Source organism: Pseudomonas sp. MYb185, from assembly GCF_002979975.1.
Classification (GTDB): domain Bacteria; phylum Pseudomonadota; class Gammaproteobacteria; order Pseudomonadales; family Pseudomonadaceae; genus Halopseudomonas.
The window spans coordinates 196,115-208,353 of record NZ_PCQD01000007.1 but is presented as its reverse complement, the minus strand read 5'-3'; the positions used below and the strand labels follow the sequence as shown (position 1 = coordinate 208,353).

The window sequence follows — 12,239 nt, the reverse complement described above, 5'->3', positions numbered from 1 at the left end:
TGTGATACGTCATGTTGGCAGTCGTTATTATATCGTCAGCCGGCAGCAGGTGGCTGCCGGCACGACCAGCGTCAGTCACGGCTGACACCAAAGGGTTCGGGATCACCGAGGCCGATGCGGCGCACCTCGGTTTCGCCATCGAGCAGCGCCACCACGGTGGTCGGATCGATGTTGCAGGCACCCCCATCGATGATCAGGTCGACCTGCTTGTCCAGCCGGTCACGGATATCCTCCGCATCGGTCAGCGGCAGATCCTCCCCCGGCAGCATCAGGGTCACGCTCATCAGCGGTTCGCCCAGTGCTTCCAGCAACGCCTGGGTGATCCGGTGGCCCGGTATGCGCAGGCCGATGGTACGCCGTTTGGGGTGCAGCAGGCGCCGGGGCACTTCGGTGGTGGCATGCAGGATGAAGGTATAGGGGCCCGGGGTATTGTTCTTCAGCAGCCGGAAGGTGGCGTTGTCGACCTTGGCATACACGCCCAGCTCGGACAGGTCCCGGCACACCAGGGTGAAGTTGTGCTTGTCATCCAACTGGCGCAGGCGGCGAATGCGCTCCAGTGCGTTCTTGTCACCCAGGTGGCAGCCCAGCGCGTAGGCCGAGTCAGTCGGATAGGCGATCACTCCGCCGCTGCGGATGATCTCCACCGCCTGACTGATCAAACGCGCTTGCGGGTTGTCCGGGTGAATCTGGAAATATTGGCTCACGGCTGCATTCTCATTCTGTTTTGCTGAAGTTTAGGGAACTGCAGACGGCGCGTCGAGTCGCGCTCACGCCGATACCCCCTCGGCGAAGCGGGCATCGCTCCACAGCGGAACGCAGGTAGCCGGCAGCGGCGTCATCGCGCCCAGCGCCATCCAGGGTGCGTCCGGGTGATGGAAATCACTGCCGCAGCTGGCCAGGAAGCCGAACTCGGTGCCCATGTGCGCCAGCACCGCCACCTGTTCGGGAGCCTGCTTGCCATTGGACACCTCGATGCCGCGACCGCCGGCCTCGGCGAAATCGCGCAACAGGCGGCGCAGGCGCGCGCGGGTGAAGCCGTAATGCCAGGGATGGGCCAGCACGGCGACGCCGCCGGCGCCACGCAACTGCTGCACGGCGTCCGGCAAGGTCGGCCAATGTTGCTTGATATCACCCAGCTTGCCGGCACCCAGCCATTTGCGAAAGGCCTCGGCGCGATCGCGCACATGGCCGGCCTGCACCATCCAGTCGGCAAAATGCGGACGCGCCGGCGGACTGTGTGGGTCGCTACCGGTAGCCTGCTGTATCCCCAGGGCACCCTCGAGCGCACCGGGCATGCGCTTGGCTGCCAGCCGATCGCCAATCTGCTCGGCGCGTTGCCAACGGCCGTCACGCACCGCATCCAGCGCCTCCAGCAGCCCCGCCGCCTGCATATCGAAGCCGTAACCCAGCACGTGCACGGTATGCCCCTGCCACTGTGCCGACAGCTCGACGCCGCTGATCCAGCGCATGCCGTGCCGGGCGGCGGCGTCCCGTGCCTCGACCAGGCCATCGATGCAATCATGATCGGTCAGCGCCAGCAGATCGATCCCGGCTGCCGCCGCACGCGCCATCAACTCGGCCGGTGTCAGAACACCATCCGAAGCGGTACTGTGCATGTGCAGATCTACCAACACTCAACAGCCCCTGCTCATTCGATGAAAGAATTTGGCTATTATGCCGTCTGGACACTGACAACACCTAACCGAATGGCATAAGTTACCGCTATTGCCCATTTGTAACCGCCAATTAAGGAAACGATATGTTCTATGCCATCATGGCCAGCGACGCCCCAGGCACCCTCGACGCTCGGTTGGCAGCCCGCCCCGCACACCTTGCCCGTCTGCAGCAACTGCAGGACCAGGGCCGCCTGCTGCTGGCTGGCCCGCATCCAGCCATCGACTCGAATGATCCCGGCAGCGCCGGCTTCACCGGCAGCCTGGTAGTGGCCGAGTTCGCCTCCCTGGAGGAAGCGCGCAACTGGGCCGATGCCGATCCCTATATCGCTGCCGGCGTATATGACCAGGTACTGGTAAAGCCTTTCAAACGCGTCCTGCCGGCTTGAGCCATGAGGAGAGCCAGAATGTCCATCCGCCCCTCGATGCTGCCGTTGCTCGGCATCCTGCTGTTGCCATTGCCGTTGCTGGCCCAACCAGCCGATACCCCGGTAGAACAGGAAGCAGCCGTCGAGGGCGAGCAGGATATCGGTACCCTGCAGGCCGAGCTGGCCAAGGTCGAGGCCGAGCGCCAACGCCTGGCTGACGAGCTGGCCCAGGGCGTCGACAACACCCAGGTCGAACAACTGACCGAACAGAACCTCGCCCTGCGCGACCGCCTGGCAGCCATGGAACAGTTGGCCGACAGCCGTCGCGAGGAACAGCAACGCAAGTGGTTCATCGTCGGTGCCAGTACGGTAGCGGTCAGCCTGCTGGCCGGCTGGTTGCTGGCACAGCTCGGTGGCCGCCGTAAACGCGACATGTGGCTCAATTGAAACAGAACATCCTGATGATCGATGATGACCAGGAACTCTGCGAACTGCTGGGTTCCTGGTTGCAGGCCGAAGGTTTCAGCCTGACCAGCGTGCATGACGGCACCGCCGGCCTGGAGGCGGCCCGCGACGGCAACTACGAGGCCATAGTGCTGGACATGATGCTGCCCGGCATGAATGGCCTGGAGGTGTTGCGTGCGCTGCGCCAGACCTGCAATACCCCACTGCTGATGCTCAGCGCCCGGGGCGAGCCGGTGGACCGCATTCTCGGCCTGGAACTGGGCGCCGACGACTATCTGGCCAAGCCCTGCGACCCACGCGAACTGGTCGCCCGGCTGCGCGCTCTGCTGCGCCGCAGCACGCCCACAGCCGATGACCAGACCCTGCAGGTCGGTGACCTCCGCATGGATACCGGCAGCCTGATGGTCTGGCAGCAGGACGAACTGCTACCGCTGACCCAGACCGAGGCACTGATCCTGCGCGAACTGCTGGAACACCCCGGCCAACTGATCGACCGCCAGACGCTGTCACGCCAGGCGCTGGGCAAACCGCTGGGTCCCTATGATCGCAGCCTGGACATGCACATGAGCAACCTGCGACGCAAGCTGGGCATGCACCCGGATGGCCGCAATCGCATCCAGTCGGTGCGTGGGCGGGGCTATCTGTATGGTTGATCTATACGGTTGACAAGCCTTTACACTGCCTTTACCAAGCACCGGCGTTAGCTGACACCCTATTGGGTAGACTGCTCAGTGTCGGCTCCCGCTTCATTTGCCACCGCGCCGGCGCCTGTTTTTGCGCGAGGCAAGGCGCGAGGAGAGAGATTTGGTTATTCCAAATGAACGACGAGTAACGCAGCATCGCGCAAAAACAGGCCCGGCCCTTCGGGTTGCGCGTCAAATCGCGCCATGCGTCGTTGCGGGACTTGGCAAGGGAATAACCATTGCCTGCGCCCCACGCCTAGCCTGGCGCGATTTGACGCAGCAACGCGGTGGCAAATGAAGCGGGAGCCGACACTACAATGGCCGGATCCACCGGCCTGCCGCAACCTGGAGCTACAGCCATGAAAAAGATCCTGATCGCAGGCCTGTTCGCCTTGACCACCGCTACCGCCGGCGCCGCACTGGCCGCACCCGATGCAGCCGAGATGGGCAAGCATCACCAGAAACACCTGGAGCGACTGGCCAGTGAACTGCAACTGACCGCCGAGCAACAGGAACAACTGCGTGCGGTGCATACCGAGCAGTTCGAGAAGATGAAGGCCCTGCGTGACGAAAAACAGCAGAAAGTCGACGCCATCCTCACCGACGAGCAGCGTACCAAGTTGCAGGAACTGCGCGATAACCGTCGCGAGAAGATGAAAAAACACATGCAGGAGCGCCATGAGCGCAAGGGTCGTCCGCATCGCGGTGAACGCGCAGCGGCCGACAAAGCCGACGCCAAGAGCAACTAAGGCCCATGCGGCTGTTCTGGAAAGTCTTCGCCGTTCTCTGGCTGGCCACCCTGCTGGTGGGTGGCTCCGGCTTTCTGATCAGCCGCACCTTGCAGCAGGACTGGCTGCTGCTGCAGTTCCACCCCCAGTTACGCGACTTCAGCGAGCAACTGGTTTCCGTCTATGAACGCCAGGGTCCGGCTGCCGCCCAGCAATGGCTGGAACGCCAGCAGCAACGGCATCGCCTGCGTGCCGAACTGTTCGACAGCCAGGGCCAGCGCCTGATCCGCGGTACCCTGCCCACCCTGCCTCGATACGAGGCGCCGAACCTCACCGGCGGCGAGCAACGTACCCGCCACGGGCGGCTGTTCCAACTGGCCTGGGACTCCGAGCAGGCTTCCTATCAACTGCTGCTGCACGTCCCGGCACAGGAACTGTTCCGCTGGCAGCGCACGCCCCTCGCCATGCTCTCCAACATCACCATGGTCATGCTGCTGCTGGCCCTGTTGAGCCTGTTGCTGAGCCGCTATCTGACCGCCCCACTGCAGAAGCTCGGGGTCGCCGCCGAGGAGCTGGCCGAAGGACGCTTCGATGCCAGGGCACTGGCGCGCATCGGTCGCCGCCGGGACGAGATCGGCCAACTGTCGCGCCGGTTCCAGAGCATGGCCGACCGGGTACAGAGCCTGCTGAACAGCCAGAATCAGTTGATGCGCGATATTTCCCATGAACTGCGTTCGCCGCTCGCCCGGCTACGCATCGGCCTGGCGCTGGGCAGCAAACAGGGATTGGCGGCGGATGACCCGCTGTGGAACCGACTGGACCGTGAGTGCAGCCGCCTGGACAGCCTGATCGGCGATATCCTTACGCTCAGCCGGCTCGATGCGCGGGACATGCCGGCCGCCCCGTTCCGGCTGGATGAACTGGTCAGTGCCGCCGTGGAAGATGCCCGCTTCGCCGCCGACACCCAGACCCTGGAAATCCACGGTACCACCGGCTGCGAACTGCACGGCTGGGCGGACCAGCTCTCCAGCGCGCTGGACAACCTGCTGCGCAATGCGCTGCGCTTCTCCCCGGAACATGGGCGCATCACCGTCAACCTGGACGCCGATGCGCTGGGTTGCTCGGTAGTGATCACCGACCAGGGCCCCGGCGTGCCCGATGAATGGCTGGCACGGCTCGGCGAGCCCTTCGCCCGGGTACCCGGCCAGCCGGCCGACAGCGGTCACGGCCTGGGGCTGGCCATAGCCCGCCGCGCGGTGGTACGGCATGGCGGCACCCTGACCTTCACCTGCGGCGACCACGGCGGCCTGCGGGCATGCCTGTATCTGCCCCGCAGCGGTCAGTTGCCCGGCCAGCGGCGGAAGAAGTCCCGCGAGTCCAGCGCCGGCACCGTCTTGCCTTCACCGGCGGACTGACCGACATACAGGAAGGCGATGATCTTCTCCCCGGCTGCCAACCCCAGCCCCTCCCGGATCAGCGGGTCGTAGGCCGGCTCCCCGGTGCGCCAGACCGCGCCAAGCCCCATGGCATGGGCGGCGACCAACATGTTGCCGACGGCGACCGCGCAGGACATGTCCTGCTCCTGTTCGGGTACCTTGGGATGCGGCTTGGGGCTGCTGATGGCGATGATCATCAGCGGCGCGCGCAACGGCAGGCTGCGCGAGCGCTGTACCGCCTCGGCGGTCGGATCGCCGGTTTTCGCCAACGCCGCGGCGTGGAACAGATCCCCCAGGCGCTCCAGCGACTCCCCCTCCAGCACCAGAAACCGCCAGGGCCGCAGCCAGGCGTGATCCGGCGCTCGCAAGGCGGCCTGGAACAGCGCTTGCTGCTGCTCCGGCGTAGGTGCCGGTCCGGTCAGGCGCGGCATGGAAACCCGGTTGTGCAATGCACTCAGTGCGTCCATTATCATCAAGACTCCACAAACATGAGTTGCGCAGCATAGCAAAGTCGATCCCCCTCAGCCGGGCCGCCGACATTCAATGCCAGAATAACAAAGGAGATTCCCATGCCTGCCACCGACACCTCGAAACCCGCCACTGGCGAATTCCGTTCGTTTGCCGAGTTCTATCCGTTCTACCTCAGCGAGCACCGCAATGACACCAGCCGCCGCCTGCATTATGTCGGCAGCCTGCTGGTGCTGGTGATTCTCGCCTGGGCCATCCTCGGCTCCAACGGCTGGTGGTTGCTGGCCCTGCCGGTGGCCGGCTACGGCTTTGCCTGGGTAGGCCACTTCTTCTTCGAGAAGAACCGTCCGGCCACCTTCAAGTATCCCCTGTACAGCTTCATGGGTGACTGGGTGATGCTCAAGGACATGCTCACCGGGCGCATACGCTTCTAGCCAATGCCGGGTTGTCGAGCGCCTCGGGCTGCGGCGAGCACATGCAGCGGGCCCTGTGAACTACAGGATCAGGCAGACGGCGCCCCCAGACTGTCGAGCAGCCGACAGTTACGCCGCCCACTGCGGTGTAACATCAGGTGCATAACGATAATCAGAGGAGACATGCCATGAGCGAACAGCGCGCCACCTTCCGCGCCATGCAGGACGGTACCGCCGAGGACTGGAGCATCATCGCCGGACACTTCCGCCCATTTGCCCAGCAATTGCCTGACCGCATCCTGACGCACCTGAAACTGCTCGATGGCGACTTCGGTGGCTTTCCCATCGACCGCCTGCAGCACTCCCTGCAGACCGCCACCCGCGCGCACCGTGACGGTCGCGATGAGGAATACGTGATCTGCGCGCTGCTGCACGACATCGGCGACACTCTCGGCAGCTACAACCATCCGGATATCGCCGCAGCCATGCTCAAGCCCTTCGTCTCGGAGGAGAACCTGTGGATGGTGGAGAAACATGGCGTCTTCCAGGGCTACTACTTCTTCCATCACCTGGGAATGGACCGGCACCTGCGTGAGCAGTTCAAGGATCATCCGTTGTACCAGCGCACCGCCGAATTCTGCGCGCTGTACGATGCGCCGGCCTTCGACCCGGACTACCCGGCAGAACCGCTGAGTTTCTTCGAGCCCATGCTGCGTCGGGTATTTGCCCGCCCGCGCCAGTCCGTGTACGCCTGAGCTGTCTGTCGTCTCCCGAGAGGCATTGTTCAACCCTCCCTTGCATACTATGATCGGTCTGGCATTCCGGACCGATCAGCCCTGCCACACTGATCAGCACTACCGGACCATTAGCCAGGGAACGACTGATCATGACTTTGGAAACCCGCATACAACCGGTCCGACCGCCACTGGAAGGTTATTATTCCCGGGTCATGGCCTACCTGTGCGTGGCGACCATCTTCGCCGCCATCATCTACGAACAGGGCCTGACGCCATTACTCGGCGGCGTCGTTCTCTACGCCCTGGTCTATCCACATGCACTGCGCCTGATCGCCGGACTGCGACGCAAGACCGGCCGGCGTAATCTGAAGCTGCTCCTGCTGGCGCTGGACGCCGTACATACCGGCGTGTTCATCACCCTGTGCCAATTCAGCCTGGTGCCCAGCCTGGTCCTGGTGCTGCTGATCAGTTTCGCCAGCACCATCATCGGTGGGCCGCTGTATCTGTTTTCCGCCGCGCTGCTGACCTTCACCGGCAGCATGCTCTCGGCAGCCCTGATCACCCCCGAGCCGCAACTGCTCAGCAGTCCGCTACTGGCCTTCTGCAGCCTGGCCGCTGGCGGGGTCTTCATCGTCATCATCGCCACCTTCGTCTACCACCAGGGCCGGCGTCTGGAGCATGCGCAGCAGTTGATCAGCGCCGAGCAGGCCAAGACTGCCGAGCTGACCAGCAACCTGGCCAAGTACCTGTCGCCCCAGGTGTGGCAGTCGATCTTCTCCGGCAACCAGCGGGTCACCCTGGAAACCCGGCGCAAGAAGCTGACTGTGTTCTTTTCCGATATCCGCGGCTTTACCGAGTTGGCCGAGGAAATGGAAGCCGAAGCGCTGACCGACCTGCTGAACAACTATCTCAACGAGATGTCACGCATCGCCCTGCAGTACGGCGGCACCATCGACAAGTTCATCGGTGACAGCGTGATGGTGTTCTTCGGCGACCCGGTCAGCCGCGGTGCCAAGCAGGACGCCGAGGCAGCAGTGTCCATGGCCATCGCCATGCGCAAGCACATGAAGGTGCTGCGCCAGCAGTGGCGCAGCCAGGGCATCACCCGGCCGCTGGAGATCCGCATGGGCTTGAGCACCGGCTATTGCACGGTGGGCAACTTCGGTGCCGACATGCGCATGGACTACACCATCATCGGTCGCGAGGTGAACCTGGCCAGCCGTCTGGAAAGTGCCGCCGAAGCGGGTGAGATACTGATTCCCCATGAAACCTGGTCGCTGACCAAGGACCTGGTCATGTGCCGCGACAAGGGCCATATCAACGTCAAGGGCTTTACCCGGCCAGTACAGATCTATCAGGTAGTCGGCCTGCGCCGCGACCTGGGCGCCACGCCGACCTTCGTCGAACATGAACTGCCGGGCTTTTCCATGTACCTGGATACCAATGGCATTCGCAATTACGACAAGGAAGAAATCGTCAAGGCATTGGAACTGGCCGCCCGCAAGCTGCGCGACAAGGTGATCATCTAGGATCGGTTGCCGTTTCAGCAGACCCTGGTCTGTGGGGCAGCACCTGCCACCTCGACCGCTTCACCGGGCGCCTCCAGTGGCTCGGCGACCGCCTCGCCCCACTGGTACTGCACGATGCTGCCGTCCCAGTGCTCGATCAGCGCGGTGCAGGACTCCACCCAATCCCCACAGTTGTGATAGTCGACACCATTGACCTCGCGGATTTCCGCATGGTGGATGTGTCCGCAGACCACCCCCTGCATGTCACGCTTGCGGCACTCATGGGCCAGTGCATCCTCGAAGTCGCTGATGAAGTTGACGGCTTTCTTGACCCGGTGTTTCAGGTAGCCTGACAGCGACCAGTAGCCATAGCCGCAGCGGCTGCGACAGAAGTTGAGCCAGCGGTTCAGCCGCAGGCTGAACTCATAGGCATGGTCGCCGAGAAATGCCAACCAGCGGTGGCAACGGGTGATCACATCGAACTGGTCGCCGTGAATGACCAGCAGCTTGCGACCATCGGCGGTCAGGTGCTCGGCCTCGTCGACCAGCAGGATATTGCCGATGTTCAAGGTGGCGTAACGGCGCAGGAACTCGTCATGGTTGCCGGTAACATAGACCACCCGGGTGCCGCGCTTGCTCATGGTCAGGATGCGACGGATGACGTTGGTATGCGACTGCGGCCAGTACATGCTCTTGCGCAGGCGCCAGCCATCGATGATGTCGCCGACCAGGTACAGCTGATCGCACTCGTATTCCTTGAGAAAGCCCGCCAGTTTCTCGGCCTGGCAATCGCGCGTACCCAGGTGAACATCGGATATCCAGATGGTACGCACCCGTTGCTTGCCGACCACCGAGAAATCTTCCGCGTGAGTCATCTGTCGCTCCCCTTGCTCTATCTGCGGTCAAACTAGCCCTGCGGGGTGACCGGCTGATGACAGCCGCATGACAACCAGGTGACGTCATTGCCTAATACAAGGAACAATGCCGCTTGTCCGACTGCCTCGTATACAATGGCCCGTCGATCCGCCCTCTTTGCTCAACCAGTCAGGCTTCGCCATGTTCAGATGCACCCTCCTGTTGCTGCTAGCCCTGCTCACGCCCCTGAGCATGGCCCAGGACCAACCCACCACCGAGCCGCGTACCGGGCTGGTGCTGTCCGGCGGGGGCGCCCGGGGCCTGGCGCACATCGGCGTACTGAAGCAGATCGAGAAGCTCGACATCCAGTTGCATGCGATCGCCGGCACCAGCATGGGCGCAGTGATCGGCGGTCTGTATGCCGCTGGCTACAGTGCCGACGAGCTGGAGCAGATCGCCCTGGAGATGGACTGGCCAGCCGCGCTGAGCGATTCGCCACTGCGCGAGGACATTCCCTTCCGGCGCAAGCAGGATGACCGCGATTTCCTGGTCAAGCAGCGGCTATCGTTCAAGGATGGCAAGCTCAGCTTCCCGCTGGGCATACTGCAGGGCCAGAACCTGGGACTGGCGCTGGAAAGCCTGCTGGTACACACCAACGATATCGACGATTTCGACAGGTTGCCGATCCCCTTCCGCGCCGTGGCCACCGACATCGCCACCGGCGATGCCGTGGTGTTCAAGAGCGGGCACCTGCCCCAGGCCATTCGCGCCAGTATCGGCCTGCCTGGCTTCTTCGCACCGGTGATGGTCGACGGGCGCATGCTGGTGGATGGCGTGCTGTCGAAGAACCTGCCAGTGGATGTGGCCCGGGAAATGGGCGTGGACCGGGTCATCGTGGTGGACATCGCCACGCCGCTGAAACCGGCTGATGACATGCACACCATCCTCGACATCATGGACCAGACCACGACCCTGCTGACCCGCAACAATACCCAGGAGCAGTTGGCTACCCTCACCGATCAGGACATGCTGCTGCAGCCCGAACTCGGCGAGATCGCCTTCAGCAGTTTCGCCGAGGCCGAGCAGGCGATCAGCGCCGGCGAGCAGAGTCTGCTGCAGTCCCCTGAACTGCATGCGTTCGCCCAGCCGGCCAGCCAGCGGCAACCCGGCGGTATTCTGGCGCGCAAACGTCCGCATCGCCAGCCGATCATCGATGAGATCCGCGTGGTCAACAGTGGCAAGGTTGCCGATGAGGTGGTGCGCAGCATGGTCCGCCAGCAGCTTGGCGAGCCGCTGAACATCAGTCACCTGGCCAAGGACATGGGCACCATCTACGGCACCGACTATTTCAGCCAGGTGAACTACGAGATCCTCCATGAGGATGAGCGCAACACCCTGCTGATCCGCACCAGCGGCCGGGAGACCGGCACCGACTACCTGCGCCTGGGGCTGAATCTGGTGGACGACTTCGAGGGTGGCAGTCAGTTCACCATCGGCGCCAGCTTCCGCGTCAACGGCGTCAATCCGCTGGGCGCCGAATGGCTGACGCGCCTGCAGATCGGTGAGCATCAGCAGTTCTACAGCGAGTTCTACCAACCCCTGGATTACGGCTCACGCTACTTCGTCGCTCCCTTCATCGATGCCGAGGCGCGCAATATCGAGGTCATCCTGGACAACGATCCGGTCGCCGACTATCGCCAGCAGCGCTACGGTGCCGGCCTCAACATCGGTCGGCAGATCGCCAACAACGGCGAGGTCCGTCTGGGGCTGTCGCGCTATGGCGGCAAGTCGGAGATCCGCGTTGGTGACCCGGACCAGCCGACCCTGAAATTCGATGAGGCGTTCTACTCGCTGCAGATCGACCGCGACACCCAGGACAACGTCAACTTCCCCCGCTCCGGCGACGCGGGACGTATTCTCTGGCGCCAGTCGGAGCCGGATCTGGGCGCGGACGAGCGTTACCAGCAGCTGGAAGTGCGCTTCAACAAGGCCTTCGCCAGCGGCTCGCACAGCCTCCAACTGGGTGCCGCCGCCGGACGCACCTACGACGAGGTGGACGTGGCCCAGAACAGTTTCATCCTTGGTGGCCTGGGTGAGTTCTCCGGTTTCCGGCAGAACGGTCTGGCGGGCCAGAACTACAACCTGGCCCGGGTGGTGTATTACCGGCGGCTGAATGCCAGCAGCATGCCGCTGACCATCCCGGTATACCTGGGTGGTACCCTGGAATACGGACGGGTCTACAACAAGGGTGACGACGCACTGGATACCGGCTATATGGGCGCCGGCAGTCTGCTGCTGGGCATGGATACCTTTCTCGGTCCGCTGTTCCTCGGCATCGGCGCCAATCAGGAAGGTGAACGCGCGTTGTACATGAACCTGGGGCAGACGTTCTAGCAAACCCGCTCACCCTGGAGGTGTAGCGCGCCTGCGCTACGCCGAAGATCTGTGCTTGCACCCTGTCGTCGAGCGGGCGCTCGACAACCCCAGCCGCCCCGCTCATCCCGGGAGTGTAGCGCGCCTGCGCTACGCCGAAGATCTGCGTGCTTGCACCCCCGTCGTCGAGCGGGCGCTCGACAACCCCAGCCGCCCCGCTCATCCCGGGAGTGTAGCGCGCCTGCGCTACGCCGAAGATCTGCGTGCTTGCACCCTCGTCGTCGAGCGGGCGCTCGACAACCCCAGCCGCCCCGCTCATCCCGGGAGTGTAGCGCGCCTGCGCTACGCCGAAGATCTGCGTGCTTGCACCCCCGTCGTCGAGCGGGCGCTCGACAACCCCAGCCGCCCCGCTCATCCCGGGAGTGTAGCGCGCCTGCGCTACGCCGAAGATCTGCGTGCTTGCACCCCCGTCGTCGAGCGGGCGCTCGACAACCCCAGCCGCCCCGCTCATCCCGGGAGTGTAGCGCGCCTG

Annotated in this window: 13 protein-coding genes; 9 read left to right on the top strand and 4 right to left on the bottom strand. The window is 63.7% G+C overall.

Annotated elements, in window-relative coordinates:
• Nucleotides 1-71: 71 nt before the first annotated feature.
• Nucleotides 72-704 (bottom strand): L-threonylcarbamoyladenylate synthase, encoded by a 633-nt coding sequence (locus CQ007_RS12915; protein WP_105646239.1) that lies wholly within the window; start codon nt 702-704, stop codon nt 72-74.
• 63 nt (nt 705-767) lie between these two features.
• A complete protein-coding gene (locus tag CQ007_RS12910) occupies nt 768-1,634 on the bottom strand; it encodes a PHP domain-containing protein (protein ID WP_105646238.1) in 867 nt (288 codons plus the stop codon).
• 125 nt (nt 1,635-1,759) lie between these two features.
• On the opposite strand from CQ007_RS12910, the gene CQ007_RS12905 reads away from it, so the two are divergent.
• From CQ007_RS12905 to CQ007_RS12885, 5 genes are all read left to right on the top strand, one after another.
• Complete coding sequence (locus CQ007_RS12905; protein ID WP_105646237.1) at nt 1,760-2,062, top strand: YciI family protein; 303 nt, start codon at nt 1,760-1,762, stop codon at nt 2,060-2,062.
• Between the two features lie 18 nt (nt 2,063-2,080).
• Nucleotides 2,081-2,488, top strand: coding sequence for a hypothetical protein (locus CQ007_RS12900; protein WP_105646236.1), 408 nt, complete (start codon nt 2,081-2,083; stop codon nt 2,486-2,488).
• Nucleotides 2,489-2,502: 14 nt separating this feature from the next.
• On the top strand, nt 2,503-3,159 hold the full coding sequence (locus CQ007_RS12895) for a response regulator transcription factor (protein ID WP_105646287.1): 657 nt from the start codon (nt 2,503-2,505) through the stop codon (nt 3,157-3,159).
• Between the two features lie 389 nt (nt 3,160-3,548).
• Nucleotides 3,549-3,938: a periplasmic heavy metal sensor gene (locus tag CQ007_RS12890; protein ID WP_105646235.1), complete on the top strand. Its 390-nt coding sequence runs from the start codon at nt 3,549-3,551 to the stop codon at nt 3,936-3,938.
• Between the two features lie 5 nt (nt 3,939-3,943).
• Nucleotides 3,944-5,332 carry a HAMP domain-containing sensor histidine kinase gene (locus tag CQ007_RS12885; RefSeq protein WP_105646234.1) on the top strand — a complete coding sequence of 463 codons (1,389 nt, stop codon included), beginning with the start codon at nt 3,944-3,946 and terminating at the stop codon, nt 5,330-5,332.
• Here CQ007_RS12885 and CQ007_RS12880 read toward each other — a convergent pair.
• The gene (locus CQ007_RS12880; RefSeq protein ID WP_105646233.1) at nt 5,257-5,820 is read right to left on the bottom strand and encodes a nitroreductase; all 564 of its coding nucleotides are present in this window, start codon (nt 5,818-5,820) and stop codon (nt 5,257-5,259) included. The genes CQ007_RS12885 and CQ007_RS12880 overlap by 76 nt on opposite strands.
• Nucleotides 5,821-5,922: 102 nt before the next feature.
• Here CQ007_RS12880 and CQ007_RS12875 point away from each other — a divergent pair, with 102 nt between their 5' ends.
• The 3 genes from CQ007_RS12875 to CQ007_RS12865 all read left to right on the top strand — a co-directional run bounded on the left by CQ007_RS12875 (nt 5,923) and on the right by CQ007_RS12865 (nt 8,500).
• The gene (locus tag CQ007_RS12875) at nt 5,923-6,255 is read left to right on the top strand and encodes a DUF962 domain-containing protein (RefSeq protein WP_105646232.1); all 333 of its coding nucleotides are present in this window, start codon (nt 5,923-5,925) and stop codon (nt 6,253-6,255) included.
• A gap of 167 nt (nt 6,256-6,422) precedes the next feature.
• A complete protein-coding gene (locus CQ007_RS12870) occupies nt 6,423-6,989 on the top strand; it encodes an HD domain-containing protein (RefSeq protein WP_105646231.1) in 567 nt (188 codons plus the stop codon).
• A 131-nt stretch (nt 6,990-7,120) separates the two neighbouring features.
• Nucleotides 7,121-8,500 carry an adenylate/guanylate cyclase domain-containing protein gene (locus CQ007_RS12865; RefSeq protein ID WP_105646230.1) on the top strand — a complete coding sequence of 460 codons (1,380 nt, stop codon included), beginning with the start codon at nt 7,121-7,123 and terminating at the stop codon, nt 8,498-8,500.
• A 14-nt stretch (nt 8,501-8,514) separates the two neighbouring features.
• On the opposite strand, the gene CQ007_RS12860 is transcribed toward CQ007_RS12865, so the two are convergent.
• Nucleotides 8,515-9,354, bottom strand: coding sequence for a UDP-2,3-diacylglucosamine diphosphatase (locus tag CQ007_RS12860; protein WP_105646229.1), 840 nt, complete (start codon nt 9,352-9,354; stop codon nt 8,515-8,517).
• A 181-nt stretch (nt 9,355-9,535) separates the two neighbouring features.
• Between CQ007_RS12860 and CQ007_RS12855 the strand changes: the two genes are divergently transcribed.
• Nucleotides 9,536-11,728 (top strand): patatin-like phospholipase family protein, encoded by a 2,193-nt coding sequence (locus CQ007_RS12855; protein ID WP_105646228.1) that lies wholly within the window; start codon nt 9,536-9,538, stop codon nt 11,726-11,728.
• Nucleotides 11,729-12,239: the final 511 nt, after the last annotated feature.

Excerpts from the sequence above, each read along its gene's own strand:
- CQ007_RS12905 (WP_105646237.1), top strand. The coding sequence starts at position 1,760 with ATGTTCTATGCCATCATGGCCAGCGACGCCCCAGGCACCCTCGACGCT.
- CQ007_RS12900 (WP_105646236.1), top strand. The coding sequence starts at position 2,081 with ATGTCCATCCGCCCCTCGATGCTGCCGTTGCTCGGCATCCTGCTGTTG.
- CQ007_RS12895 (WP_105646287.1), top strand. The coding sequence starts at position 2,503 with ATGATCGATGATGACCAGGAACTCTGCGAACTGCTGGGTTCCTGGTTG.
- CQ007_RS12890 (WP_105646235.1), top strand. The coding sequence starts at position 3,549 with ATGAAAAAGATCCTGATCGCAGGCCTGTTCGCCTTGACCACCGCTACC.
- CQ007_RS12885 (WP_105646234.1), top strand. The coding sequence starts at position 3,944 with ATGCGGCTGTTCTGGAAAGTCTTCGCCGTTCTCTGGCTGGCCACCCTG.
- CQ007_RS12880 (WP_105646233.1), bottom strand. The coding sequence starts at position 5,820 with ATGGACGCACTGAGTGCATTGCACAACCGGGTTTCCATGCCGCGCCTG.
- CQ007_RS12875 (WP_105646232.1), top strand. The coding sequence starts at position 5,923 with ATGCCTGCCACCGACACCTCGAAACCCGCCACTGGCGAATTCCGTTCG.
- CQ007_RS12870 (WP_105646231.1), top strand. The coding sequence starts at position 6,423 with ATGAGCGAACAGCGCGCCACCTTCCGCGCCATGCAGGACGGTACCGCC.
- CQ007_RS12865 (WP_105646230.1), top strand. The coding sequence starts at position 7,121 with ATGACTTTGGAAACCCGCATACAACCGGTCCGACCGCCACTGGAAGGT.
- CQ007_RS12860 (WP_105646229.1), bottom strand. The coding sequence starts at position 9,354 with ATGACTCACGCGGAAGATTTCTCGGTGGTCGGCAAGCAACGGGTGCGT.
- CQ007_RS12855 (WP_105646228.1), top strand. The coding sequence starts at position 9,536 with ATGTTCAGATGCACCCTCCTGTTGCTGCTAGCCCTGCTCACGCCCCTG.